At 47.2% G+C, this 23,986-nt stretch carries 30 protein-coding genes; 26 read left to right on the forward strand and 4 right to left on the reverse strand.

Translation table 11 applies throughout. The annotated features are described in order from the left end of the window. The first annotated feature begins 85 nt into the window (after positions 1 to 85). From BLQ13_RS16750 to BLQ13_RS16765, 4 genes are all read left to right on the forward strand, one after another. Positions 86 to 943: an EamA family transporter gene (locus BLQ13_RS16750; RefSeq protein WP_090922113.1), complete on the forward strand. Its 858-nt coding sequence runs from the start codon at positions 86 to 88 to the stop codon at positions 941 to 943. Positions 944 to 1,034: 91 nt separating this feature from the next. After that, positions 1,035 to 1,880 carry an AraC family transcriptional regulator gene (locus BLQ13_RS16755; protein WP_090922115.1) on the forward strand — a complete coding sequence of 282 codons (846 nt, stop codon included), beginning with the start codon at positions 1,035 to 1,037 and terminating at the stop codon, positions 1,878 to 1,880. Positions 1,881 to 2,228: 348 nt separating this feature from the next. Next, positions 2,229 to 2,780, forward strand: coding sequence for a nucleotidyltransferase family protein (locus BLQ13_RS16760; protein WP_244159347.1), 552 nt, complete (start codon positions 2,229 to 2,231; stop codon positions 2,778 to 2,780). Positions 2,781 to 2,804: 24 nt separating this feature from the next. After that, positions 2,805 to 3,560 carry a YdcF family protein gene (locus tag BLQ13_RS16765; RefSeq protein WP_208606798.1) on the forward strand — a complete coding sequence of 252 codons (756 nt, stop codon included), beginning with the start codon at positions 2,805 to 2,807 and terminating at the stop codon, positions 3,558 to 3,560. A 98-nt stretch (positions 3,561 to 3,658) separates the two neighbouring features. Here BLQ13_RS16765 and BLQ13_RS16770 read toward each other — a convergent pair whose 3' ends face one another. Further along, a complete protein-coding gene (locus BLQ13_RS16770; protein ID WP_090922117.1) occupies positions 3,659 to 5,104 on the reverse strand; it encodes a M56 family metallopeptidase in 1,446 nt (481 codons plus the stop codon). A 9-nt stretch (positions 5,105 to 5,113) separates the two neighbouring features. Continuing rightward, positions 5,114 to 5,488, reverse strand: a complete 375-nt coding sequence (locus BLQ13_RS16775) for a BlaI/MecI/CopY family transcriptional regulator (protein ID WP_090922119.1) — start codon at positions 5,486 to 5,488, stop codon at positions 5,114 to 5,116. Between the two features lie 227 nt (positions 5,489 to 5,715). On the opposite strand from BLQ13_RS16775, the gene BLQ13_RS16780 reads away from it, so the two are divergent. The 17 genes from BLQ13_RS16780 to BLQ13_RS16850 all read left to right on the forward strand — a co-directional run bounded on the left by BLQ13_RS16780 (position 5,716) and on the right by BLQ13_RS16850 (position 18,945). After that, a complete protein-coding gene (locus BLQ13_RS16780) occupies positions 5,716 to 6,246 on the forward strand; it encodes a hypothetical protein (protein WP_090922121.1) in 531 nt (176 codons plus the stop codon). 160 nt (positions 6,247 to 6,406) lie between these two features. Then, positions 6,407 to 7,294: a TIGR01777 family oxidoreductase gene (locus tag BLQ13_RS16785; RefSeq protein ID WP_090922123.1), complete on the forward strand. Its 888-nt coding sequence runs from the start codon at positions 6,407 to 6,409 to the stop codon at positions 7,292 to 7,294. A gap of 258 nt (positions 7,295 to 7,552) precedes the next feature. Further along, on the forward strand, positions 7,553 to 8,554 hold the full coding sequence (locus BLQ13_RS16790) for a beta-ketoacyl-ACP synthase III (protein WP_090922125.1): 1,002 nt from the start codon (positions 7,553 to 7,555) through the stop codon (positions 8,552 to 8,554). Continuing rightward, positions 8,544 to 9,785 carry an ATP-grasp domain-containing protein gene (locus tag BLQ13_RS16795; RefSeq protein WP_090922127.1) on the forward strand — a complete coding sequence of 414 codons (1,242 nt, stop codon included), beginning with the start codon at positions 8,544 to 8,546 and terminating at the stop codon, positions 9,783 to 9,785. The genes BLQ13_RS16790 and BLQ13_RS16795 overlap by 11 nt, the downstream gene beginning before the upstream one ends. Continuing rightward, the gene (locus BLQ13_RS16800) at positions 9,782 to 10,771 is read left to right on the forward strand and encodes an NAD-dependent epimerase/dehydratase family protein (protein ID WP_090922129.1); all 990 of its coding nucleotides are present in this window, start codon (positions 9,782 to 9,784) and stop codon (positions 10,769 to 10,771) included. The genes BLQ13_RS16795 and BLQ13_RS16800 overlap by 4 nt, the downstream gene beginning before the upstream one ends. Beyond that, positions 10,771 to 11,655: an MBL fold metallo-hydrolase gene (locus BLQ13_RS16805; RefSeq protein ID WP_090922131.1), complete on the forward strand. Its 885-nt coding sequence runs from the start codon at positions 10,771 to 10,773 to the stop codon at positions 11,653 to 11,655. Before BLQ13_RS16800 ends, BLQ13_RS16805 begins: the two co-directional genes overlap by 1 nt. Further along, on the forward strand, positions 11,652 to 12,971 hold the full coding sequence (locus tag BLQ13_RS16810) for a F390 synthetase-related protein (protein ID WP_090922133.1): 1,320 nt from the start codon (positions 11,652 to 11,654) through the stop codon (positions 12,969 to 12,971). The genes BLQ13_RS16805 and BLQ13_RS16810 overlap by 4 nt, the downstream gene beginning before the upstream one ends. A 244-nt stretch (positions 12,972 to 13,215) precedes the next feature. Further along, a complete protein-coding gene (locus tag BLQ13_RS16815; RefSeq protein WP_090922135.1) occupies positions 13,216 to 14,205 on the forward strand; it encodes an SDR family oxidoreductase in 990 nt (329 codons plus the stop codon). Between the two features lie 76 nt (positions 14,206 to 14,281). Continuing rightward, entirely contained in the window at positions 14,282 to 14,434 is a 153-nt protein-coding gene (locus tag BLQ13_RS28570) for a hypothetical protein (protein WP_167375768.1), read from the forward strand. 102 nt (positions 14,435 to 14,536) lie between these two features. Next, complete coding sequence (locus tag BLQ13_RS16820; protein WP_090922137.1) at positions 14,537 to 15,091, forward strand: GNAT family N-acetyltransferase; 555 nt, start codon at positions 14,537 to 14,539, stop codon at positions 15,089 to 15,091. A 24-nt stretch (positions 15,092 to 15,115) separates the two neighbouring features. Then, complete coding sequence (locus tag BLQ13_RS16825; protein ID WP_090922139.1) at positions 15,116 to 15,994, forward strand: protein kinase family protein; 879 nt, start codon at positions 15,116 to 15,118, stop codon at positions 15,992 to 15,994. A gap of 70 nt (positions 15,995 to 16,064) precedes the next feature. After that, on the forward strand, positions 16,065 to 16,433 hold the full coding sequence (locus BLQ13_RS16830; RefSeq protein WP_090922141.1) for a hypothetical protein: 369 nt from the start codon (positions 16,065 to 16,067) through the stop codon (positions 16,431 to 16,433). A gap of 13 nt (positions 16,434 to 16,446) precedes the next feature. Further along, positions 16,447 to 16,602: a hypothetical protein gene (locus BLQ13_RS28575; RefSeq protein WP_167375769.1), complete on the forward strand. Its 156-nt coding sequence runs from the start codon at positions 16,447 to 16,449 to the stop codon at positions 16,600 to 16,602. Further along, complete coding sequence (locus BLQ13_RS16835) at positions 16,599 to 17,051, forward strand: hypothetical protein (protein ID WP_090922143.1); 453 nt, start codon at positions 16,599 to 16,601, stop codon at positions 17,049 to 17,051. Before BLQ13_RS28575 ends, BLQ13_RS16835 begins: the two co-directional genes overlap by 4 nt. A 12-nt stretch (positions 17,052 to 17,063) precedes the next feature. Further along, positions 17,064 to 17,462 (forward strand): hypothetical protein, encoded by a 399-nt coding sequence (locus BLQ13_RS16840; RefSeq protein ID WP_090922145.1) that lies wholly within the window; start codon positions 17,064 to 17,066, stop codon positions 17,460 to 17,462. An 85-nt stretch (positions 17,463 to 17,547) separates the two neighbouring features. Then, on the forward strand, positions 17,548 to 18,345 hold the full coding sequence (murI, locus tag BLQ13_RS16845) for a glutamate racemase (protein WP_090922147.1): 798 nt from the start codon (positions 17,548 to 17,550) through the stop codon (positions 18,343 to 18,345). A gap of 24 nt (positions 18,346 to 18,369) precedes the next feature. Then, positions 18,370 to 18,945 (forward strand): histidine phosphatase family protein, encoded by a 576-nt coding sequence (locus BLQ13_RS16850; RefSeq protein WP_090922149.1) that lies wholly within the window; start codon positions 18,370 to 18,372, stop codon positions 18,943 to 18,945. A gap of 75 nt (positions 18,946 to 19,020) precedes the next feature. Here BLQ13_RS16850 and BLQ13_RS16855 read toward each other — a convergent pair whose 3' ends face one another. Then, entirely contained in the window at positions 19,021 to 19,383 is a 363-nt protein-coding gene (locus tag BLQ13_RS16855; RefSeq protein ID WP_090922151.1) for a DUF423 domain-containing protein, read from the reverse strand. A 25-nt stretch (positions 19,384 to 19,408) separates the two neighbouring features. Beyond that, entirely contained in the window at positions 19,409 to 20,338 is a 930-nt protein-coding gene (coaA, locus tag BLQ13_RS16860) for a type I pantothenate kinase (protein ID WP_090922153.1), read from the reverse strand. Between the two features lie 228 nt (positions 20,339 to 20,566). Here coaA and BLQ13_RS16865 point away from each other — a divergent pair, with 228 nt between their 5' ends. The 5 genes from BLQ13_RS16865 to BLQ13_RS16885 all read left to right on the forward strand — a co-directional run bounded on the left by BLQ13_RS16865 (position 20,567) and on the right by BLQ13_RS16885 (position 23,789). Beyond that, entirely contained in the window at positions 20,567 to 21,355 is a 789-nt protein-coding gene (locus BLQ13_RS16865; RefSeq protein ID WP_090922156.1) for a DUF3891 family protein, read from the forward strand. Between the two features lie 172 nt (positions 21,356 to 21,527). Beyond that, a complete protein-coding gene (locus tag BLQ13_RS16870) occupies positions 21,528 to 22,010 on the forward strand; it encodes an 8-oxo-dGTP diphosphatase (RefSeq protein WP_090922157.1) in 483 nt (160 codons plus the stop codon). Between the two features lie 210 nt (positions 22,011 to 22,220). Further along, the gene (locus BLQ13_RS16875; RefSeq protein WP_308722142.1) at positions 22,221 to 22,655 is read left to right on the forward strand and encodes a GNAT family N-acetyltransferase; all 435 of its coding nucleotides are present in this window, start codon (positions 22,221 to 22,223) and stop codon (positions 22,653 to 22,655) included. A 151-nt stretch (positions 22,656 to 22,806) separates the two neighbouring features. Then, positions 22,807 to 23,292: a GNAT family N-acetyltransferase gene (locus BLQ13_RS16880; protein ID WP_090922159.1), complete on the forward strand. Its 486-nt coding sequence runs from the start codon at positions 22,807 to 22,809 to the stop codon at positions 23,290 to 23,292. A gap of 53 nt (positions 23,293 to 23,345) precedes the next feature. After that, positions 23,346 to 23,789 carry an NUDIX domain-containing protein gene (locus BLQ13_RS16885; RefSeq protein WP_090922161.1) on the forward strand — a complete coding sequence of 148 codons (444 nt, stop codon included), beginning with the start codon at positions 23,346 to 23,348 and terminating at the stop codon, positions 23,787 to 23,789. The last annotated feature ends 197 nt before the right edge of the window (positions 23,790 to 23,986 follow it).

Raw genomic sequence — 23,986 nt, forward strand, 5'->3', positions numbered from 1 at the left:
TATTCTAGAGTGTACTATAGCGTGGCAAGGGAAATAGAAAGCGATAAGCAAATAAGCAAGGAAAACAGAGAGGAACGTATACAGCATGATTTTACCGTTAATTCTGGTGCTTGCTTCAGGAATGGCACATGCCGTCTGGAGTATGTTTACAAAACGAAGTTTGAACAAAAGTGTTTTTCTATGGTCGATTATGATGATTCCCACCGTATTGCTGCTGCCTGTGCTGGTGGTGGAATTGTCCCGCGAGTCGTTACCCGTGTCAGCTTATGCGCTGTTGATCGTGTCGATGGCACTTCAGGCGTTATACTCCTGGCTGTTGTCTCAGACGTATGAGCTTGGTGATCTGTCTCAGATCTATCCGATTATGCGGGGCACGAGTACGTTGCTGGTGCCGTTGATCGGGGTTGCTTTTCTAGGAGAAAGGTTGTCGGGATTCGGATGGTTAGGCATTGCCTGTATGATTGTTGGTTTCATCGTTCTTAGTGGTGTGGGGAGCAGGAAGGGACAAGCAGGCTCTGGAATGAAGGGGGCGAAGCCAGTTCTGATGGCCTTGTGTGTGGGTTTATGTACGACGAGTTATGTATTTGTGGACAAATTAAATCTGCAACATATTTCGCCCTTGGCGTTGCTTGAGGTTACGAATATTGGTTTTGTGGCTGGATTAACGCCAGCGCTGCTCGCTTCAGCTGGCTTGCGTCAGGAATGGAAGGTCAATCGTTCGACGATTTTGCTTGGGGCTTTGCTGAATCCGGGATCATATCTGCTCTTTCTATTTGCACTGGAACAGGCTCCGATGGCCAGATTGGGCCCGCTTCGGGAAGTGGGTACGGTATTTGCGGCTTTTCTCGGGATATGGTTATTAAAAGAACAGCAGGGCATGAAACGGATTCTCTGTTCCATCGTTATTTTTGGCGGCATTCTCCTGATTGGTGTGTGGGGATAGGATAGAAAGACATCGGTCAAAAGAAAGCACAAAATGACAGGCTTCTCTACCCTTCTTCGTGTATCATGATAAGCAAGGAGTGATGCAGTACATGAAATGGATTGAAGCCATACAGAAGTCGATTCAATATATAGAAGAGCATTTACTGGAGCCTATGACGACGGATCAGATTGCGGCGCATGCGCATATGTCGGCATTTCATTTTCAACGTATCTTTGGTTTAATGACCGACGTTACCGTGGCGGAGTACATCCGGCGCAGAAGATTAACACTGGCGGCCCATGAACTGTTGCAGGGAGATCCCAAAATTATGGATTTGGCCTTCAAGTATGGCTATGATACGCCTGAATCGTTCACCAAGGCTTACCGCAGACAACATGGAATATCGCCAAGCGAAACCCGAAAGTCCGGTGCCTCAGTCCAGTCGTATAATCGACTCGTTATTCAAGTCAGTTTACAAGGAGCAGAGCCAATGAAACATCATATTGTCGAACAAGAGGCATTTTCCATCGCAGGCATCAAACAACGCTTTTCATATGTGGATGGGCAGCATTTGCAGGGGATTCCTAATATGTGGGAGGAAGCGTATCACAGCGGTGCAGAGGATCGGATAGCTGCATTGAATAACGGGGTTATCCCGGGTTTGCTAGGGGTGTGTGTAGATCAGGGCGAGATCGAGGACAAGCAGATGGAGTACTGGATTGCAACAACGTATGAAGGGGAGCAACCGGAAGGGCTATCTACGTTCACGTTCCCCGCGAGTAAATGGGTGGTTTTCGAGGTTGAGGAACCGATGCCTCAGGGAATACAAAAGCTGTGGAAACGTATTGTAGGTGAATGGTTCCCTTCAAATGCATACGAACATGCCTGGCTGCCTGAACTGGAAGTCTACCGCGGCATGAAACATGCGCCTCAAATCTGGATACCGATTAAATAGCCGGATAGGTAGCATTAGATAGCTCAATAGTAAGTATTAAATAGCCCTATAATAAGTATTAAATAGCCCTATAATAAGTATTAAATATCTGGATCGTAAGCGTTAATTATCTTCACCAATGATCATCGATCAATATGACATCATAACTCCGCTCAGGAATCGTGATTTTCAGGCGTGCATTCGTTTTGGATGTACATGAAAATGACAGCTTGAGAGGAGTTGTTTATTTTATTCCAGGGTTCGAAACATGTTATATTAAAAAACAGTAGTCTCATCTATCCCTAAGAACGACGGACGGCCAAGCTGGAATGAAGATATCGGATTCGAGTAGGTCAAGGAGGATTTGCTGTGCAATATGAAGAACGACTTGTGCAAACGTTGCGACAACATGAGCAGATCATGCAGGATCTGCGGATTGTACGTTCGCTAGAGTTGCCCGATTGTTACATCGGTGCGGGTTATATTCGTAATTACATATGGGATGATCTTCATGGATTTACCAGACGGGAGCTGAATAGCGATATTGATGTTGTTTATTTTAATGCTGCCGATCTTCGAGAGGAACGGGATTACGAACTGGAGCAGGAGCTGTGTACTGCAACAGGTAACACGAAGTGGTCGGTTAAAAATCAAGCCAGGATGCACCTGCACAACGGAGACATGCCATATCACTCGACTGAAGATGCACTGCGCTTTTGGCCTGAGCAAGTAACAGCCATCGGTGTACAACTACAATCTGACGATCAAATCAGGATATGTGCCCCTTATGGACTGGAGGATCTGTATGCGTTAGTTGTGCGCAAAAGCCCGGCGTTTATGGACGCGGCCTACTATTACGAACGTGTGTGCAAAAAGAATTGGCAACAGCACTGGCCCAAGCTCACGATTGTAAGAGCATAATATAACAAGTGTGGATGTCTATGTATGGGAAGGAGTGTTGCTGTACTGATACAGAAATTTTTACGGGAGAAAGGATATATTTTGGATCTGATCCTGCTGGCGTGTTTGGTTTTCTTTCTGATCTTTTGGGGCTGGAACTTTGCCGTGAAATTTTTTACTCTCCTCGCGGCAACCTTTATCATATTAAGACGGATTGATTACGAGAAACACATCTGGCTGAAACGCGGGTTGTTGGTCGTTTTCGGCATTGGCGCCGTCTCCTTTATCATTATTGAAGCTCTGGTATTTACCCAGCTTGGTTCAAAGGAAGAGGAGCGAGCGGACTATGTCATCATACTTGGGTCGGGCATCAAGGGCACCGAATTGTCACTGACCTTGAAACAAAGGTTGGATGCCAGCTTGGATTATATTCGCACTCACCCGCAGACTCCAGTTATTGTATCTGGTGGACAGGGGCCAGGTGAATCCATTCCTGAAGCCCTTGCGATGAAAAATTACCTGGTGGATCAGGGCATTGCCCCTGCTCAGATCATCATGGAGGATCGCTCGACAAGTACGCAGGAAAATTTGGCTTTTTCTAAAAAAATCATTCTTGCTTCCGGGCTGGAACATCCCAAAATTATGATTGTCACAAGCGATTACCACATGTTCAGGTCGAAATATATTGCGGCCAAAAACGGATACGCTGCAGAATACGGCATATCCGCTCCTTCACCGGGGTACTTGAAGCCGATTAATATGATTCGTGAATATTTTGGCACTGTGAAGGCATTTTTATAGTCAAACGAGAAACAGGACGAAGCGGAAGGAATAAAAATGCTTCGTCCTGTTTTCTATTTTTTATGGTGAACACTACATTAAACTTGGGTGGACAAGACTCATTTTTTTGCAGAATCGCTAGAAGCAGCTCTAAGCTCAGTTGCTCTGGACTCGGCAGCTGCTCTGGAGTTGTCAGGTGCGATTACAGCCTCAGAGACCTTATCACGAGGAGAAGTGGTTCTGGAAGCAGCCGCTGGAACAGTAGCCTCTCTGGAGATGTCAGGTGCAATTGTAGCCTCAGAGACCTCATCCCGAAGAGAAGTGGTTCTGGAAGCAGCCGCTGGAACAGTAGCCTCTCTGGAGATGTCAGGTGCAATTGTAGCCTCAGAGACCTCATCCCAAAGAGAAGTGGTTCTGGAAGCAGCCGCTGGAACGGTAGCCTCTCTGGAGCTGTCAGGTACAATTACGGCTTCAGAGACTTCATCTCGAGGTGTAGAAGCACTAGGTTCGGTGGCTCGACTGGCAGTCTCTCTGGAGTTGTCAGGTACAATTATAGCTTCAGTGGCTCCACGCTCTACTTTGGGCGTATGGCTCGATGCCCATACAGCTGTAGACGTACTTGCTACAGCAATTAAACAAACGGATGAAATTGTTATGATCCAATGTTTCTTTTTCATTTTTTTGACATCAAACATCATCGTAAGTCTCCTTTTTAATTGTTTTCCCTCCCCTGAAAGGGATGAGCAAAATTGCACAGGCAAGCTTCGCGCCCCTGCGGTGACATTTAAAATGGTTTCGCCATAACGTTTGCGATCTTCGATGGACATCTTCTGGACAACCTTTTCATCACAAGAAAATTCACTCCAGGTGTGAATCTCTTGGCGAAGGAGGTGAACGAGAGGATTGAACCAGTGCAAAGCGCTGACCGCTAGAGTGAGTGCCTTGACCCACAGATCTTTATATTTAAGGTGAGTTAATTCATGGTGATAAACCAGACCCATATTCAAGTGAGCTGTACCCGCTTGAGGCAAATAAATCGTAGGTTTCGTTAAACCGACCAGCACGGGACTTCGTAACATTGGACTATATGCCAGGTTGACATGCTGCCGAATACCTAACTTTTCTTTGATCATGGGGAGCAGTAAGGCGGCCTCACTATTTTCTTTCACATCTGACTGTGTACGTTTCAACGCATGGATGAATCTGTAATAACAATAGATCTGCCACGTCGTATAACCGAGAACGCCTACTCCCCAAGCACTGAGCAAAACATACGCCGCTGTAGAAGATATCGTCCATTCTGGGGTAAGCGCTCCTTCAAGCATACCGTTCAAAAAGTTAGATTGTTCAAGGTTTCGGTGTGAAGCATGATGAAAAAGACTGGAGAACCATGTCATTCCGAACGATAGGGGCAGTACATAAAAGGCGAAAGCCATTTTACTCAGTCCGTAACGCCAGGAAGCGGGGAAAAGATATACCGGCAGAAGGCGCAAGGCAAGAATGCAAGCAGCGGCAATGCTTCCAGCCACCGTCAACGTTATCAGCAGATCAATAAAGAGATTCATGCGCGCCACCTACTTTTCCGACAGCCATTGTTTTAGTTCGGCAATGTCTTTCTCTGAAAGCTTATCCCCGTCATACATGGCTGAAACCAGATTTTTAACAGAGCCTTGATAGAGGCCATCGAGTACTGTTTTGGTTTTCAGAAGTTTGTAGTCTTCTGGCTGTAAAAGAGGCTCATAATAGTTGGTTCGACCCTGTCTCGTGACAGTGAGAGCCCCTTTATCCACCAGTCTGGATAGGAAAGTGGAAATGGTCTGTGCCTTCCACGCTTTTCCCTTTTCCTTAAACATGTCTAACAGTTCGGAAGAAGTGACCGGAGGAGTACAAGACCAGATCACCTCCATCAGTTCCAGCTCGGTTTCGGACCATTTTTGAGTTTGGTGCACCAAAGAAGCACTCCTTTACAACGTTATGCGTCCATAACGATAATTTTATTACTACACTACGTAGTAAGTATAAACTACTACAACTTGTAGTATATAGTCAAGCGCAGTGTGTGAGAACCTCGTTTCTTCCTCTGTTTGTCAAGAGGGTTCTGTTTCTATATCCCAGATTCAACGAAGAAAAGCATGTTATACTATAGGTCAACAATAGATGACCGAAACAGGAGTGAATGATCATTACAGCATATCAATTACCTGCTCTGAAGGAGCAGAACATGATTTCAACGAACGATTTACAAGACATTATTCGCATGCTCGCCCATGCGCCTTTACTGTATGATGATGGTCAGCATATTCAGGTTCAGGATTACCTGGGAGGTCTTGAGATAGGGTTAACGCATGATATTCGTCGTGCAGCGATTGAATTGTACGAACTGGGGGTCAAGGCTTGTCGCCAATTTACGGATGTACTTGCCTATGAGCAGTTGCAGGATGTGCTTGGTCTGCAGGCTGAGTTGTGGCAGGAAGGTGTGCTTGCACTGCAAGACTGGATGAATTGGCTAAAAGAAATTGGCGAAGGGCGGCGAATTTTGCCTGAGTATGATTTTGCATCCATATTGGGTGAACTCCCCGAAGGGTATATGATTCATGATTTTCATGACGAACTACAGGTTCGACTAGAGCAGGATGCATCGAATGCTTGGGCGAACGAAGAGCGAAGTCGGTTATATACAGCGATTGGCGTGCAAGAAGCAGGCTGAGCGAGCGATTTGAATGAAATTGAACTTTTTAAACGTCGATGGGCGTCTCTCTACACGGAAATGGAATCCATATCAAACGAAACGGTCTGCTACGTTGTTTAGTCTGATATGAATGCAATGCGTAGATGGCATGATGCATCTGCTGAAATGAGGGGATACCGTGAAAAAGGTTGTACTTGCTGGTGGAACGGGATTTGTTGGTCAAGATTTTACAGTCCGGTTTAAAAAGCTGGGGTACGATGTGCTGGTGATCTCACGCCAGTCTGGACACATCGCCTGGGAAGATCGAACAGCCATCATTGAAGCACTTGAAGGCGCGGAGATGCTGATTAATCTGGCTGGTAAATCGGTCAATTGCCGTTATACTGACGAGAATCGTAAAATCATTATGGATTCCAGAACAGAAACCACAAACATTCTCGGGGAAGCGGTATTGGCTTGTGTGCATCCGCCTGAATTGTGGATTAACTCCAGTACGGCTACCATCTATAGACATGCGGAAGATCGTCCAATGACGGAACAAGATGGAGAGATCGGTTCGGGTTTCTCTGTGGAGGTTGCCAAGGCTTGGGAGCAGGCATTCTTCGGATTCAAGCTACCATCTACACGTCAAATTGCACTACGCATTGCGATTGTGCTTGGGGAAGGTGGGGTGATGGAACCACTGACGAATCTGGTTCGATTTGGCCTGGGTGGAGCCCAGGGAGCAGGAACCCAAAAATTTAGCTGGATTCATATGGAGGACCTGTTCCGCATGGTGATATTTGTACAGGAGCATCCGGATCTGGAAGGGGTCTATAATGCTTCATCTCCTCATCCAGTGACCAATCGGGAACTGATGGCAAGTCTTAGGAAGCAGATGGGTGCACGTATCGGACTTCCGTCCCCACGCTGGATGCTTGAGCTTGGAGCTATATTTATCCGTACGGAAACGGAACTGGTACTCAAGAGCCGCTGGGTCATTCCCGACAGAATCGAAAAGGCAGGTTTTACGTTCACTTATGCTTCGCTGGATAAGGCACTTGCTGATCTCCTTAAATCCAAATAATGGGGAGCAGACAGTTTACATAGGTGCCTCCATTTTCAGACTGTGAAAAACATGTGCAGGAATCATTAATATGTGAATGGGAGGGCAGAGCAATCTGCCCTTCCGTCTATTTCGATGATATTTAGGCTCGGGATCGATCATCAGGCTGCTTCAAATATTCTTTTTCATTATCACTATTATTCAGTTGCAGGTATATTCGTTTAATGGGTAATATCACGAAATTTACATAACACGCTTGAAAGAGAAGAGGTTGGGCATATGCAGCTTAGAAGAGTAAGAATCGCAGGTACAGGAAAATACCTGCCTCAGATGAAGGTGACAGACGAAGAGTTGGATGAGCGATTACATGTGCCCGCAGGCTGGGTCAGCAAAGCGACGGGCGTCGGCTATCGTTATTATGCTTCGGACGAAGAGACTTCTTCCTATATGGGTGCCAGAGCGGCAGAAGCAGCTCTGGCCGATGCAGGGCTGTCTTTTGGTGAGATCGATTGTTTGGTATGCACCAGCGGTACGAAAGAACAGCCGTTGCCAAGCACAGCCGTCTTTATCCAGCAGGCCATGGGACAGGAAGAATCAGGTGTTCCTGCCTTTGATATGGATGCGACTTGTCTGAGTTTCCTGAACGGACTCGATGTCATCTCTTATATGGTAGACGCTGGACGTTACCAGCGTGTATTGCTCGTAGCCACCGAGATTGCTTCAGCCGGATTAAACTGGAAAGATCCTGAAAGTGCTGCCTTGTTTGGTGATGGCGCGGCGGCAGTCATCATTGAGCGAGCATCTGAGGAATCCGGGTCACAGATCGTTCATGCATCGCTGCGAACCTATAGCCGCGGGGCACGGTTTTCGGAGATTGCAGGCGGAGGCACGCGGCATCATGCGGCCCAGTATGATGTAGCGCATCCAGATCCATTCCTCTTTCATATGGATGGACAGGCGATTTTTCGCATGGCGTCCAAGCTGTTACCCGGGTTTATGAATGAGATGCTTCAAGCTTCCGGGGATCGAATGGAGGATTTCTCTCTGGTCATTCCTCATCAGGGCAGTGCAATGGCGATGCGCCTGATTCGCAAGAAGCTTGGAATTCCGGCAGAACGGTTCATGGATATTACACAAGGTCATGGTAATACGATTGCGGCCTCCATTCCGATGGGATTGCATGAGGCGATTCGTCAGCAACGAATAGAGCGTGGTGATCGGGTATTGATGATCGGAACGGCGGCTGGGCTGTCTTTGGGAGGACTGATCTTTGACTACTAGATTTGCACGACGTGACCAACGTGTGCTTCAAGGACAAACGGGTCATACATACAGGGTACTCCTTACCGGGGGAAGAGCTCCGGTTACGCTGGATTTGGCGCGTATGTTGCATCGGTCAGGTCACCTTGTATTTATTGCGGAGAGTATGGAACATCATCTGTGCAGAACGTCTAGTGCGGTGGAGCAATGCGTACTTGTTCCATCGCCACGTCACCATACGGAGAAGTACCTGTCCGCACTGGAACATTGGGTTAAGATATGGCAGATCGATGTGCTGATTCCGATGTGCGAAGAAGTGTTTTATGTGGCTGGTGGGGCTGAACGCTTAAGACAGCGTTGTCGTGTTCTTGTTTCCAGTCTGGAGCAGTTGCACGTTCTGCATCATAAGTATGATTTTAATAGGCTTGCCAAGTCTATGGGGCTTCCGGTTCCGGATACACATCTGATTCAAACTCCGCAGGAGTGGCTGGAGATGCATCAGGTTTTAAAGGGAGAGTGGGTCTGGAAACCGGTCTATTCCCGTTTTGCGGCCAAAGTACGTATGCCGAAACTTGGGTACCACGATCCACCGGGCGAAGATACGTTGTCTCCTGCCTCACCTTGGGTGGCGCAGCGGTACATTCATGGACGAGGATTGTGCACCTACAGTGTAGTGCATGAAGGCCATTTAATCGCGCATGCCACCTACGACAGCCGATATCGTACGGGCAGTGTAGGCGCGAGTGTTTTTTTTGAACAGGTGCAACATGAGGGCACGCGCGCGTGGGTAGAACACTTTGTGCGCGCGACGAGCTTCAGCGGACAGATTGGATTTGATTTTATCGAAGACGTGACGGGTCAGGTGTATGCGATTGAGTGTAACCCGAGGGCAACCAGTGGCATTCATCTATTTCATCCTGGTAACGACTTGGTGCGTGCATTGCTCGAACCTGAAGTGGTACTTAGCGAAGGGATCGAAGTGACACCGCGGTCAGGTAATGATAAGGCGATGTTAGCACTGCCCATGCTGGGAAGTGGTATCCGGCAGATTCATAGCAGCAGAGGTAGCCTGCGAGCTTGGAGGACGGCTTGGCAGGGTGCCAGGGATGTGGTGTATGTGCGGCAGGATCGGCGGCCTTTTTTTGAACAATTTGCGGTCGTACTTGCTGCCTGGCGTCTTGCACGTTCACAGCAGATTACGCTGACGGAAGCATTGACTCATGACATAGAATGGAACGGTGAACAACGATGAAGAGAGCATTAGTGACCGGGGCTACAGGTTGTCTGGGTAGACATCTGGCGATAAGGCTTGCAGCAGAAGGCTGGGAAGTGACAGGCATGGGGCGACAGCAAGAGATCGGCAGTGTGCTTGAAGCGGCTGGAGTTCGCTTTATCAGGGGAGATATTCGAGATGTCCAGATTGTAGATGCAGCATGTACAAGTCAGGATATCGTGTTCCACTGTGCGGCCTTATCCTCACCTTGGGGGAAATATCAGGATTTCTACAGCAGTAATGTGCAGGGAACGCAAAATCTGATTGATCATTCTCTACGCCATCAGGTGCAGCGGTTCGTGCATGTTTCCACGCCGAGTATTTATTTTAACTACATACCGCGTTATGAAGTTCATGAACATGACCTGCTGCCGGCTAAATCGGCCAATCATTATGCGGCTACCAAACGTATGGCTGAAGACATTGTGATGGAGGCACATCGTAACGGATTGCCATCGATTATGATTCGCCCGCGAGCCATTTTTGGCCCGTACGACCAAACGCTTTTCCCGCGGATTGTTGCAGCGAATGCCAAGCGGGGAGTACCGATGATTGATGGTGGACAGGCGCTGATTGATCTGACGTGCGTAGATAATGTGGTGGATGCGCTGTTATTGTGCAGTGATGCTTCTGATGATGCGCTTGGGAGAGCCTACAATATTTCGAACGCAGACCCGAGACCATTTGCAGAGTTGGTCGGGACTCTTTTTGACATGTTAGACATGCCGCTGCGGCGTCTGAATATTCCTTATCGAGTGGCCTATGGAGTGGCCAGTATGCTGGAAGGTGTGCATCGATTCATCCCTGCTCTGGGAGAGCCGTTACTGACCAGATACTCCGTTGGATCTTTGGGTGTGCCGCAAACGTTGGATATTACCGATGCTAAGGCGCAGCTAGGATATGTACCGCAGGTGTCCATTGAAGCGGGTTTGCGACAATTTGCAGATTGGTGGAGGAGTGAATAATGTTAACAACGAAGCCGGTAAAATTATATTTAGGCGCAGCGGGTTACTGTACTCATCCAGAGTTCCTTACGTTACGGGGAGGAAGCTTCCGGCCTGTTCGTTTTCCGGCAGGCTTCGCTTGTATTCTTCATCCCGATCATGGCCCGATACTACTGGACACGGGGTACAGTTCCCGTTTTTTTGAAGAGACCGCTCGACTTCCGAACGCATTATATCGTCATATCACGCCCGTTGTATTTCGGGAAGAAGACAGTGCCGTTCATTTTCTGAAGCAGATTGGGCTGGTGCCGTCAGATGTCCGTTATGTTATTCTTTCGCATTTTCACGGAGATCACATTGCAGGTGCCAAGGACTTCCCGGAGGCTCAGTTTATTTATTTGCCGAGAGCCTATGAGGCGGTTCGTTCTCTTGGTTCAATTGCGGCGGTGAAGGCCGGTTTTCTGGCCGGACTGCTACCTGACGATTTTATCCAGCGCTCACTGCCCGTGAACGACCCTGCCAAGCGATGGGCGGACATGAGTGAGACTACAGGCAAGGAAACCCCATCAGGGTTTCCTTGGCAAGAGGTATACGATCTTTTTGGAGATGGCAGCCTGCTCGGCGTGGATGTATCGGGTCATGCGGAAGGCATGATGGGTTTATTGCTGCGGACAGAGCAACATGATTATTTTTTATGTGCAGATGCAGTATGGTCGAGCCGGGCTTTCCGTGAACAGCTCAGACCTCATGCACTGGCAGGTATTATTATGTCAGACCGGCAGGAGTATAGACAGAACTTTGACAAGCTGGTTCACCTGCATCAACAGTTCCCTCGGCTTCGCATCGTGCCGAGTCATTGCCAAGAGGCGCTGAAAGCATGGGGAACAGGAGGAACAGCGAGATGAGCAATCCTGTTCGTATCGTTACTCATTATGCACTTGCACGTGGCTTGCGAAGATGGCGTACCAGGGCACAGCTTGAACTTTGGCAGGAACGTCGAATCATTCGGCATGTGGAGCGGATACGGGTACAGTCTCCGTTTTACCAAAAGTGGTGGGGAGACCTGAACGCATCCGAGTGGAAACAGTTCCCGCAGATCGATAAAACGGTAATGATGCAGTATTTCGATACGCTGAGCACGGTAGGTATTACAAAGGAAGACGCCCTGATCCTCGCTGGAGAAAGTGAGGATACCCGTAACTTTAAGCAATCCTCCATTCAAGGCGTCACGGTAGGGTTATCTTCGGGCACATCGGGTAACCGGGGCATTTTTCTGGTAAGTGATCGGGAACAAGATGCGTGGACGGGCACCGTGCTAGCCAAACTTCTTCCAGGCGGGTTGTGGAAACCCGCGAAAATCGCGTTCTTCCTGCGGGCGAATAGCAACCTGTACGAATCGGTCAAGCGTGGCAAGCTGCAATTCCAATATTTTGACCTGCTGGAGCGTGTGGATGTCCTGATTGAACGTATGAAAGAATACCAGCCTACGGTGTGGGTGGCTCCTCCTTCCATGCTTCGTATACTGGCTGATGCTTATCAGCAAGGACGTCTAACACATGTGCCTCAGAAAATTATTTCCGTAGCCGAGGTGCTTGACCCTCTGGATCGTAAGGTGCTGGAGCATGTCTTCGGTCAGACGGTTCATCAAGTGTACCAGTGTACAGAAGGCTTTTTGGGAGCAACGTGCGAGCACGGAACGATACATCTGAATGAAGACATTGTGTATATTGAAAAAGAGTACATTGATCCTGCAACCCGGCGGTTCGTGCCTGTGATCACGGACTTTTCCCGAACGTCGCAGCCGATTATCCGGTATCGGCTGAATGATATCTTAACCGAGGCGGCAGCGCAGTGCGCCTGTGGTTCGTTGTTTACTGCCATCGAGCGGATTGAAGGCCGCTGTGATGATACGCTTTATTTTTCGCATACCTATGAGGAGAAGGCTGTTTCGGTTTTTCCGGATTTTATCAGTCGTGCCGTGATTGCAGCTTCACCGGCTATTCAGCATTATCGTGTGGTGCAACGTGGCAGTGGGATGCTGGAGGTGTCAATGCGGGTCAGCGAGGAAGTGGGTCAGGAGCAGGCGCACGCCGCTGTGTTGCAAGAGTTGGGGAAATTGGCAGGTCGACTGCAATGTGTGTTACCTGAGGTTCAATTTGTGCCGTATACGTATGAAGCAGGGATCACGAAGTTGCGACGGGTGGAGAGACGGTTGGATTAATTAAAGTTCAATGCAGGGTCTACATGTACTATATAAGTTGAACTATTCTTTTACACGTTAACGAAGAGGACAGGAAAAACCTGGAAAAGCGAAGCGTTCGCCTTTATCACCGGATTTTCCCTTTTGGAGAAGGGAATTAAAAAAAATCTGGGGATAACAGCGATTGGAAGGTTAATCTGTCATCGGAGTGGACTGTGTAAAATCTTTAGTTCAATTTATATAGTTAAAAATGAATCGAACGATCATGAAAGTAGGTGATAATGTGACCGTGTGGGCGTATAAAATAGGAGAGGATTCGCCAAAACCTGTGGATGGCAAGGTTACATCAGGAGCGGAAAAAACAACGGAATTACTTCAATCAGCTCATGCAAATGTAACCAGATCAGGCCAGCCGGGGCAACAACCTCCTGTAGCTCTCATTACAGGTACCTCCAGCGGATTTGGGATGCTGACTGCCATCACTCTTGCTAAGCAAGGGTATCGTGTTATGGCTACAATGCGTGATCTAAGTCGAAAGGGAGAACTTGCGAATCGTGCCGAGGAAGCAGGAGTGACCGAGCGGATTCATTATGTACAGCTTGATGTGACAGATTCGGAATCTGTGCATACCGCTGTGGATACGGTGCTTCAGCAATATGGACAAATCGATGTGCTGGTGAATAATGCGGGTTTTGCTGTAGGCGGATTTATTGAGGAAGTGTCTATGGAGGACTGGCGACGCCAGATGGAAACGAACCTGTTCGGGCTCATCGCGGTGACACGAGCGGTTCTGCCTGTCATGCGTGGACAGAAACGCGGGCTGATTGTTAATCTTTCGAGTGTAAGCGGCCTATCCGGTTTTCCGGGATATGCCCCATACGCTGCCTCAAAATTTGCTGTGGAAGGATTCACAGAAAGTCTGCGCCATGAGATGTCTTCATTTGGAATAAGGGTCGTATTGGTGGAGCCAGGAGCCTATCGCACGCCCATCTGGAATAAAGGTCTCGGTGAGATTCACCGGAATGAGGATTCGGCTTATAAACATAAGCTGGATGCGGTTCTGCGTTATTCGAAACATGCCAGTGAGACTGCTCCTGATCCGCAAGAGGTCGCTGATCTGATCGGACGCATTGCGCGCATGCGTGCACCAAAATTGCGCTATGCACTGGGCAAGGGTTCACGGGTTCTTATTATTGCAAAGGCGTTGTTGCCGTGGAAATGGCTGGAGTGGCTGATTGCCCGTGGTCTGCAATAGTGGGGAATAAGTGATTATACGACCATACATGAAGCAGAATCATCATCTTTTCCAAGTGGAAATGGAGGTCTGATCAATGTTTGAAGTGATTGTCATTGCGTTGCTCATGATCATTACAGGACTACTCCTGCATATCAACAGCAAACTCCCGGCCCGTGACCGGGTTCAGGAAGCGATGGGACGTGACCGTGATCGGCGCGACAGCCAGAACCAGAGCCGAGATCGGTAGGCGAAGCAGAAAGGATAAACTGAATAAGGGTGTTCCAGAGTAAGAAAGTGATTGTATTATGATTGACCTGATATTTCTTGACATGTAAGGAGTGGATGAGGGATGAGTTCAGATGCTTTCAAAGAAAGGTATATGCTACGTAATATTCAACGGGATGAATCGGATCTGTATTGGCCTCTGCGGCTGGAAGCGCTACGGACGCATCCTGAAGCCTTTGGCGCTTCATACGAGGTGTCCAGCCAGTTATCCATCAGTGAGGTGAAAGAGCGAATACATAATGAGCCTGATGATTACATTCTTGGTGCATTCACACCTGATGGCATGCTTGCGGGCATGATGGGTTTCAAAAGAGAATATGGTCTAAAGCTCAGGCACAAAGGATTCATCTGGGGTGTCTATGTATCACCAGCTCATCGGGGGAATGGACTGGCTTCCCAGCTGTTATCCGAGGTTCTGGAACGGGGTAAACATCTGGAGACTATGAAGCAGATTAACCTAAGTGTAGTGACGACAAATAGTTCAGCAAAACGGTTGTATGAGCGGCATGGATTTGAAACCTACGGCATCGAACGCAATGCGCTAGAAGTGGGCGGCCAAGGGTATGATGAAGCGCACATGACGTATTTTTACAACAGAAGTGTAGATAAAAACATCTAATTTATAGGCAAGAGGAGGAATTCTATGACCGATCGGGTTGTTCATGAAATAGATGGTGTATCATTTATGTTAAAAGAAAAACATGCCTTCGATTGGCTGACTCCGCTGGGTACTGTCTTCTGTGTATTTGATCAGCAGGACTCCGGCAATATTTCATTCGGTTTGGTGCAGGAGGATGGTCAAAAGCAATTTGTGAAGTATGCAGGGGCACGTACTCTTCAGGCCAATGATATGGCAGACCCGGAGGAAGCGATACGTCATTTGCAGTCTTCCGTCTTGATCTATGAAGATCTGGCACATGACAGTCTGATTCGGTTAATAGACCATTTTGCGACTGATAACGGTTACGCTTGTATGTTCGATTGGGTGGAGGGAGAGTGTCTGCATTCGCACTGGTCTTTCCCGCCTCCAGCCAAGTACGAAGATCCACGCTCACCTTATGTTCAGTTCAGACAACTTCCGGTACAGAGGCGAATTCAGGCCATGGAGCGCATTCTGGACTTTCATATTGAAGCGGAGCGCAAAGGATATGTGGCTGTAGACTTCTACGATGGCAGTTTGATTTATGATTTTGCAGCGGACGAGATTCACATCTGTGATATTGATCTATACCGTGCAGGGACATTCACGAATACGATGGGACGGATGTGGGGTTCATCCCGCTTTATGTCTCCGGAGGAATTTGAACTTGGTGCGTTAATAGATGCTGTCACGAATGTGTTTAACATGGGCGCTATGGCCTTTGCACTGCTTGGGGGAGAACTTGATCGCTCCCAGGAACGTTGGGATGCCGGAGAAGCACTATATGAAGTTGCCCTTCGTGCGGTAAATCCGGATCGGTTCCAGCGATTCACTTCTGTGGCGGATTTGGGCTTGGCTTGGAAAGAGGTTATGTACAAGTGAAGTAAAAGTAGATTCGTAACCATGTATAAAAACCCGTATAATGGAAAATGACAAGGAGGCTTGATGGAAGATGTGCCGATATGCCATGTCTGGACCGTATAAAGAAATATATGCATGCTTTAACTGCCGTAAGTCTTATAAACAAGTATCGCCGTATGATCTAAGTAAGGAAACCGCAGCGCGACTTGAACATAAATGTCCACAATGTGCGGAGGTTATGGTGAATATGGGGCATGATTTTCAAGCACCCAAGCAAACGGATATCAAACAGTGGACCAAAGTCATGACGTTATATCAGAATGGTGTTACTTATCATAACTGTGGATGCGGAGCCGGATATCGTCCAACTGAACTGCGAGAAGTTCCCGAATTTTTGGAGCAGCAGGCTGCTGGCCGGAGAAGTGAAGGGGAAAAGTTACTTCATCGTTGGATGGAATAGGAGAGCAAATCGTATGATTCGTACTTTCATACAAAAAGACCTAGAATATGTCATTGAAGCGCATATCCGTATTTATCGGGACGAGTATAATTATGATGACAGCTTTGCGGCATGTATTACCTTTGCAGTGAAGCAAGGGCAGAATTTGCTTCAGGAGATAGAGCAATGAAAACAGAACCTGTCTATGCCGAAAATACCATTGTTGGCGTTTGGTTTCAGGGCGTGTGGCGCTGGTACGTCACCGAACGGGAGTATTGGTTTTTAAATATAGAGATGGAAGAACGGTTTGGTATCGATGTATTGAATGAGGAGACGGCGGCTGTGTTCTTACAAGCCATTCAGGAGGAGCAGGTAAGCGCGGCTGAACTGAGGAGTGCGCTTCATCATTTTCGTGAAGCCCATCTTGTCGGTGATGAATGGCTGAAGTATGTGCCGTCCTTTCTTGTCGATTTCGATAAGCGACTATTCTTCTCGATGTTCCCGGAGCCTGCTTCCTTTGAGCATTACATGCCGGATGGCTGGATCGGGAGTTACAAGGAGTTTTTGGAGAGGGTACCAGAGAAGGAACGATACTGGATGGTGCAAGGAAAGTCTTTATTCGAAGAAAACCTTTCTTAGCGAGGTGCTGTAGTGAAACGTAAATGGTTCATGACGAGCTTATTCTCCTTATGTACAGCGCTAGCCTTATCTGCATGTACTGTTACAGCGGATAACCCTTCCGCAGAAGAAACGATTAAACAAAGTTTGAATACGATGGTCAACGAGCCTGTTCTGGCTGCCAGCAGTAACCCGAATGATTATATTGCAGGCCACCGGGACGTATATGAAGCTATTCTACAAACGGGATCAGAAGGTCTGAATTTCTTGTTAAATCAACTTGGTTCCAGCCCGGATAATGGTTTGAAAGAGTGGATCATGGCTCGGGCCAGTGCTGAATTATTGGGAGAAGACAATCCAGTGCAAGACTGGAACAGTGGTAAAGACTGGTTGAGGCAATATAACATGATCGCAGCAGATCAATCCGACTAAGATAACCTTCACCTCCAGTCAGCATGAGCAGTACATTTACGGTCCTCAGAACCGAAAGAATACGTACGTTATAGAGGTGACATCTTTGACGAAAAAGATTGCTTTTTTTGATTCAGGCATTGGTGGATTAACGGTACTGCATACCGCTTTGCAGCAGTTTCCGGAAGAATCCTATTTATATTATGCAGATACATTACATGTCCCTTATGGAACCAAGCCGGCGGACGAGGTTCGTCGTTATATTTTTGCTTGCGTGGAGGCGATTGTACGGGAACAAGTAGATGCAATCGTGATTGCGTGTAATACGGCAACCAGCTTAGCGGTGAATGATCTGCGTTCCATGTATGACATTCCTATTATTGGTATGGAACCGGCGGTCAAACCGGCCGTCGAGATGAATAGGGACAACGGCAAGCGCGTGCTAGTGTTTGCTACGGCTTTGACACTGAGTCAAACGAAGTATAACGAATTGGTCTCTCGTGTGGATGATGAGCATCGGGTCGATTCCCTTGCGCTGCCTGAACTGGTGGAGTGGTGTGAGCAGCTGGAGTTTGATCCGGTCAAAATAACAGCATACTTCCGCTCCAAGCTAGCAGGCCTGGACCTGGAACAATACGGTACCGTGGTGATGGGCTGTACGCATTACCCGTTCTATACAGCTATTCTGCGCAAGGTGTTACCAGATCATATTCGGATTGTTGATGGTAGCGTGGGTACGGTAAGTCATTTGAGTCAAAGACTTGAACTTGGTGCACAGAAGCAAGCTGGAAACACGGGGCGGGTGCAGGCAGGGAATGTGTCCTTTTTCAGTTCATCGGGTCGAACGGAAGGTCATAATAAGATGCGTGCAGCACTTCAATATCTAAGCGACAACGTACTGTAGACTAGACTATGGGAGGTGTCAGTAATGGAGTCGATTTACCTGATACGTCACGCAAAAGCCGAAGGACAGGAGCCATACGCAAGTCTGACGGATGAGGGATGCAGTCAGGCTGAAAAATTGGCAGATGTATTGTCTGGTCATGGAATCTCTTATATCGTATCCAGTCCATGGAAAAGAGCCGTACAGACTGCAATGCCTTTGGGTGCAGCGATAGAGCAGCACATTCATACGGATGAGCGCTTGCAGGAAAGAGTGCTGAGTACAAGGGATCTGCCAGACTGGCTGGATGTGCTTAAACGTACATATGAGGATGAAGATTGGGCAGCAGAGGGCGGAGAATCTTCCAGAGTCGCAGCTGCCAGAGCTTTGGCGCTGCTGAAGGAATGTTGGCGCAGACCGGAGCGGCATGGAGCTGTTGTTACGCATGGCAACCTGTTGTCCCTAATCATTCGTTATTATGATCCATCCTTTGGTTATGCGGAGTGGGCCAAGCTTTCGAATCCTGATGTATATGTTCTAAAACGGGAGCAGGAGTCTACGAGTGAAGAGGAATATGAGGAGGGGAAACAACCTGCCATTTCCAGACTGTGGCTGGATTGAACAAAAAAGAGCATCCCGGCATCGCATGTTCATTCAGCCAGGACACTCCATATATTGGTTACGCGTTTGTTTTTCTTAAAGAGCTGCGAACAGCAATGTTATCCAGCCGGCAAGGAAGGCTACACCACCTATGGGTGTGACGGCTCCCCACTTGCGAACACCTGTAACACTCAATGTATAGAGACTTCCTGAGAACAGGATGATTCCGGCAAACAAGAGCCATCCCGAGGTCACAACAAGGGATGTAGAGGTTAATCTGTCTGCGAACAGTCCAAGCAGGATGATGCCGAGTCCGTGAGCAATATGATACTGGACACCGGTCTCATAGATTTTGATCATGTCAGCGGATAACTTGCGTTTGAGCGCATGTGCCCCGAAGGCACCGAGTGCAACGGCCAGAAACATCATAATGCTGCCGAGAACCACGAGGGTTTGCATGTTATTTTCTCTCCTTTTAATCAGGTTACAACTTGCGCAATTGAATCTGCTGAATGGAGTGATCGGCTTCTTTTTTCAGAATTAACCGTGCACGTCCTTTGGTTGGTAAAATGTTTTCATGCAGATTTTTCGCGTTAATGTCCTGCCAGATCTGATTGGCTGTCTCAATGGTTTCCTCTTCGTTAATATTGGCGAACCGCTGATGGAAGAAGGAATCCTTGTTCTGAAAAGCGGTTTGACGGAGCAACTTGAAACGTTCGACGTACCAGTGACGAATGTGTTCTTCCTCTGCATCAATGTAGATGGAGAAGTCAAAGAAATCACTTACAAGTAATGGAGTCTCCCGCTTCACTTGTAATACGTTGATGCCTTCAATAATTAGAATATCCGGCTGGCAGATCGTTTTCTCTTCCCCCTGGATTACGTCGTAGGCCAGATGTGAATAAACCGGTGCTTGTACCTCAGGCTTGCCTGATTTTACATCGCCCATAAACTTAATGAGTGATTTAATATCATAACTTTCAGGAAAACCTTTGCGGTTCATGATGCCTTTTTCTTGCAACACCGCATTGGGATATAAAAAGCCGTCCGTGGTGACCAGATCAACCTTGGGTTTGTTTTTGCCTCTGGCAAGCAACGCCTGGAGCAAGCGGGCTGCTGTGCTTTTTCCCACGGCAACACTGCCCCCGATCCCGATAATATAGGGGGTATGAAGCGTTTCTTTTTTCATAAAAGAGGCCGTTAGGCGATCAAGCTCTCTTGATGCTCTTGCATATAGGTCAATGAAGTGGGTTAGGGGCAAATAAACATCCTCAACTTCCTGAATGGATACTTCTTCGTTCAAGCCCTTTAATTGTTCCAGTTCAGCTTCCGTCAGCGGAAGAGTGACCTGATGTTCTTTGAGTCCGGCCCATTCTTTGCGGTTAAACTCGATGTAAGGTGAGTATAAATTCATGAGATCCCGCTTTCTGTATGTAATGTAATCGAAGACACAATCATTAGTGTACCAAATTTCAGCGAACTGACAACACCTTTACATGCTCTGCTTAATCCGAAATGTTATAAATACCTTTATAAGGTAGCTTAACTGTAGGGTGGAAGGCAGCTTATAAGAAAGTGTAACCCAAATTATGTTAAAGTCAACGTAAATGTAAACGTAAACCATGCGGAAGGGTGACAGCAAATGATCGTATATGAGAGAGAGCATGATTTTGTTTTGACCGCACAACATGAGCATGGAATTGTCGCTGGAGATATGGCTTCACATTGGAAAAAGAAGTGGCTTCCTCATGAATCGCATCGGGATGACCTGATTCTCGCGGCGAAGGAGCATGACCGGGGTTGGATTGACTTGGATGCCGCTCCTTTATGGAACGATTATAGTCAAATTCCGTACTCCTTTCGTGATTTCCCGCTGAGACCGCGTTTTGTGTTTTACCGCAAGGGAATCGAAGAAGTAAGGCAGCAGAATCCTTATGCGGGTTTACTATGTAGCCTGATGTATACAGAGTTGTTTCAAAAAACGCTGGGGGCAAATTCTGAGGATGATGATGACATCAGGCAGTATTTGCAAGAAGAGCAACTACAGCAGGAGAGTTGGAAGAAAGAACTGGGCGTTAATGCTTCAGAACTGGAAGAGCAGCTGAAAAACGATGTAGAGATCATGCTGTTCTGTGACCAGCTTAGTCTCTTTTTATGTATGGAAGAGCCAGGCACACCTACGGCGCGTTATGATTTTTTTGCAGAAGGGCTCGGCTGTGGTTTTGACACCTGTCCAAGTTCCAATGTCCAAGTCGAGTGGGTGTCAGGTGAAAAGGTGGCTTTATCCTTTTTCCCATTTGATGAGGAGTTCGAAGTGACGATGTCTTATAAAGTGATACCCAAGGCCAGCATTCGCAAGTTTGGGATGTTACAAGCATATCGCCGGGCGGACTGGAAGAAACGCCAGATATGGATTACAGCTGTATCCTAAGCATGCATACACCTAGTTTAACGAAAAACTACAAATATACGTGATCAAAAGGCGGGCATCTGATATTACGGGCGTCCGTCTTTGATATGGAAAAAAGTCTAGCAGGAATAAACGTATGATCTCCAGAAATGTTTAGTAAAACGTAAGAAAAGCGCATCTTGGGAGGTTGAACATGAATTATCAGGTTGAGATTTACACGATGAGTATGGTGTGGAACCCGGTTAGCGATCAGGTTTTGCTGATGAACCGGCCGAGCCATAAAGGGTTCCCGGGGTACATTGCTCCTGGCGGTAAAGTGGAGTTCCCTGAAAGTATCGTGGACGGGGCCATCCGTGAGGTTCGTGAAGAGACAGGACTTTGGGCCAAGCAAATTACATATAAAGGGCTGGATGAGTTCTGTGATCCTGAGCAAGGGTTAAGATATATGGTATTTAACTATCTGGTAACTTCATATGAAGGCGAACTTCTTACCGACCCGCCGGAGGGGGAGTTAGTATGGGTACCCTTGAAACAGGCATTGGAATTGCCGATGCAAGACTGGTTTGCAGAGCGGTTCCCGCGATTTTTTAACTCAGGTACATTTGAACGAAGTGTAGTTTGGGAGAAGTCGAGCGGACGAACATTGCAAGAGACGTTCAAGACATATAGTGATTAGACCGTGACCATGTTTCTGACTTACTTCGAAAATGTCTGGGATAAGGTGAAAGAAGAGGTCTATCGTGTAGGAAATATGCATTGAATTGCAATTAGTTCATGAGCATTTGAACCTGACTGAATAGCAACGATCACATCATATCCATATCTATATATTTAGTTCCAGATATTATGATATAATGGAATTTACTTTGTTTTGGAGGTGCAAGCAATGGGGATCGTATTTCGAGATAAGCTGGATGGAATTGGTAGTGAGCAATTAACTGGCGGGTTCTTTGACGGTTGGCCGAACCCGCCATCACCTTCAACATTTCTGAAATTGCTAGAGCAGTCGTATGCGATTGAACTTGCGATCGATGAGCAAACCGGGAATGTCGTCGGTTTTATTCAAGCGATCTCGGATGGAGTACTTAGTGCGTATGTTCCTTTGCTGGAAGTACTGCCGGAGTATAAAGGTCAAGGGATCGGAAGTGAACTCACACAGCGCATGCTTCAGCGTCTACAGGGGCTATATATGATCGATCTCTTGTGTGATCCAGATGTCCAGACGTTTTATGAAAAACAAGGAATGCAGAGATCGACGGGGATGTCCATTCGCCATTACTCCAATCAAGCAGGACACATAGACAACAAACAGAACGACTAACATAGATTTCGAGACAGCAGAAACATCAGGAATAACAGGATCATCGAGGGACTGGGAGCTTCAGAATGAGTAATTTGTAGATTTGCCATACATAGGCTTCTGCAAACGGCATGGAAAAGAATAATATGGATGTGAAAAGGTGGGGATTGGCATGAACTTGTCGTTCCGAATATTGGACTGGGATGAAGAAAAACCGTATGAACTTTTATTGATGGCAGATCCTTCAAAAACGATTGTAGACGAATATCTCAGCAGAGGTGTTTGTTTTATAGCAGAGTATGAAGGAGAGATGGTAGGAGAGTTTGTATTACTTAAGACTCGTCCGGAGACAGCAGAGATTGTGAACATCGCGGTACAGGAGGAATTGCAAGGACAGGGTGTTGGCAAACACATGATTAAGGAAGCGATGGAGGCGGCAAGAAGGCTAGGTTGTCGTATATTGGAGATCGGAACGGGCAATTCAAGCTTTCATCAATTGAAGCTGTACCAGCGCTGTGGATTTCGGATAACCGGCGTGGACCGGGACTTTTTTGTGAGACATTATGAGGAAGAGATAATCGAGGACGGCATCCGCTGTGTAGATATGATTCGCCTGTCCGTTGACCTGAATGACATCACAGACGAGGAGAAGAAGTAGAGCAGAAGTGAAGAAACTGAAATTTCGAAGTAAGGGAAGGGTAGGGCGCAAATGTGAACACGCATACGCATGTTGGTGTATATGGACTGGCTGTGTGGGAACAATTCTATCTGCTGATCCAGAAGGCTCGTGGGCCATACTACGGAAAATGGGATTTGCCCGGTGGAAGAATGGAATTCGGGGAGTCACCGGAAACTGCATTGAAACGAGAGTTTGATGAGGAAACAGGGATCATTCCTCTGCAATGGTCCATTCGTTCTTCACAATCCGTTGTTGTGAATTGGGAGTACCGGGGTGAACCTGAGGAAGTACACCATATCGGTATTTTATACGATGTTATCATCGGACAGAACAACAATCCGCTGGAACAGATCAAAAGAAATCCTGATGGTGAAGACTCGCTGGGAGCAGCGTGGTTTACATTAGAGCAAGTGAAGGATCTGCAATTAACGCCCTTTGCACAATATATGATGAATCTTTCCCAGAAGGAAAGATAGGACCATCAGTTAGGAAGCCGCCGGGATTTGCATTCGAGCGGCTTTATTCTATGTTGTATATTGTCAGGATTCATTCTGGAAAATCCAATTTCTTGTTGAATGACATTTGAATTGGTTAATGTTTAAATGGACGGTTTGTTTTTGGACAGAATGGACCACAATTCTTATTAAGGAGGTATATACGGACATCAGATCTG

The organism is Paenibacillus polysaccharolyticus, from assembly GCF_900102085.1.
Lineage (GTDB): Bacteria > Bacillota > Bacilli > Paenibacillales > Paenibacillaceae > Paenibacillus > Paenibacillus polysaccharolyticus.

Bases quoted from the DNA above. Each gene is read 5' to 3' on its own strand.
- BLQ13_RS16870 (WP_090922157.1), top strand. From the start codon at position 21,528: ATGAATTATCAGGTTGAGATTTACACGATGAGTATGGTGTGGAACCCG.
- BLQ13_RS16750 (WP_090922113.1), top strand. From the start codon at position 86: ATGATTTTACCGTTAATTCTGGTGCTTGCTTCAGGAATGGCACATGCC.
- BLQ13_RS16765 (WP_208606798.1), top strand. From the start codon at position 2,805: ATGGGAAGGAGTGTTGCTGTACTGATACAGAAATTTTTACGGGAGAAA.
- BLQ13_RS16790 (WP_090922125.1), top strand. From the start codon at position 7,553: ATGCAGCTTAGAAGAGTAAGAATCGCAGGTACAGGAAAATACCTGCCT.
- BLQ13_RS16835 (WP_090922143.1), top strand. From the start codon at position 16,599: ATGAAAACAGAACCTGTCTATGCCGAAAATACCATTGTTGGCGTTTGG.
- BLQ13_RS16855 (WP_090922151.1), bottom strand. From the start codon at position 19,383: ATGCAAACCCTCGTGGTTCTCGGCAGCATTATGATGTTTCTGGCCGTT.
- BLQ13_RS16880 (WP_090922159.1), top strand. From the start codon at position 22,807: ATGAACTTGTCGTTCCGAATATTGGACTGGGATGAAGAAAAACCGTAT.
- BLQ13_RS16805 (WP_090922131.1), top strand. From the start codon at position 10,771: ATGTTAACAACGAAGCCGGTAAAATTATATTTAGGCGCAGCGGGTTAC.
- BLQ13_RS16755 (WP_090922115.1), top strand. From the start codon at position 1,035: ATGAAATGGATTGAAGCCATACAGAAGTCGATTCAATATATAGAAGAG.
- BLQ13_RS16850 (WP_090922149.1), top strand. From the start codon at position 18,370: ATGGAGTCGATTTACCTGATACGTCACGCAAAAGCCGAAGGACAGGAG.
- BLQ13_RS16770 (WP_090922117.1), bottom strand. From the start codon at position 5,104: ATGAATCTCTTTATTGATCTGCTGATAACGTTGACGGTGGCTGGAAGC.
- BLQ13_RS28570 (WP_167375768.1), top strand. From the start codon at position 14,282: ATGTTTGAAGTGATTGTCATTGCGTTGCTCATGATCATTACAGGACTA.
- BLQ13_RS16865 (WP_090922156.1), top strand. From the start codon at position 20,567: ATGATCGTATATGAGAGAGAGCATGATTTTGTTTTGACCGCACAACAT.
- BLQ13_RS16875 (WP_308722142.1), top strand. From the start codon at position 22,221: ATGGGGATCGTATTTCGAGATAAGCTGGATGGAATTGGTAGTGAGCAA.
- BLQ13_RS16800 (WP_090922129.1), top strand. From the start codon at position 9,782: ATGAAGAGAGCATTAGTGACCGGGGCTACAGGTTGTCTGGGTAGACAT.
- BLQ13_RS16815 (WP_090922135.1), top strand. From the start codon at position 13,216: ATGAAAGTAGGTGATAATGTGACCGTGTGGGCGTATAAAATAGGAGAG.
- BLQ13_RS16780 (WP_090922121.1), top strand. From the start codon at position 5,716: ATGATCATTACAGCATATCAATTACCTGCTCTGAAGGAGCAGAACATG.
- BLQ13_RS16810 (WP_090922133.1), top strand. From the start codon at position 11,652: ATGAGCAATCCTGTTCGTATCGTTACTCATTATGCACTTGCACGTGGC.
- BLQ13_RS28575 (WP_167375769.1), top strand. From the start codon at position 16,447: ATGATTCGTACTTTCATACAAAAAGACCTAGAATATGTCATTGAAGCG.
- coaA (WP_090922153.1), bottom strand. From the start codon at position 20,338: ATGAATTTATACTCACCTTACATCGAGTTTAACCGCAAAGAATGGGCC.
- BLQ13_RS16820 (WP_090922137.1), top strand. From the start codon at position 14,537: ATGAGTTCAGATGCTTTCAAAGAAAGGTATATGCTACGTAATATTCAA.
- BLQ13_RS16830 (WP_090922141.1), top strand. From the start codon at position 16,065: ATGTGCCGATATGCCATGTCTGGACCGTATAAAGAAATATATGCATGC.
- BLQ13_RS16825 (WP_090922139.1), top strand. From the start codon at position 15,116: ATGACCGATCGGGTTGTTCATGAAATAGATGGTGTATCATTTATGTTA.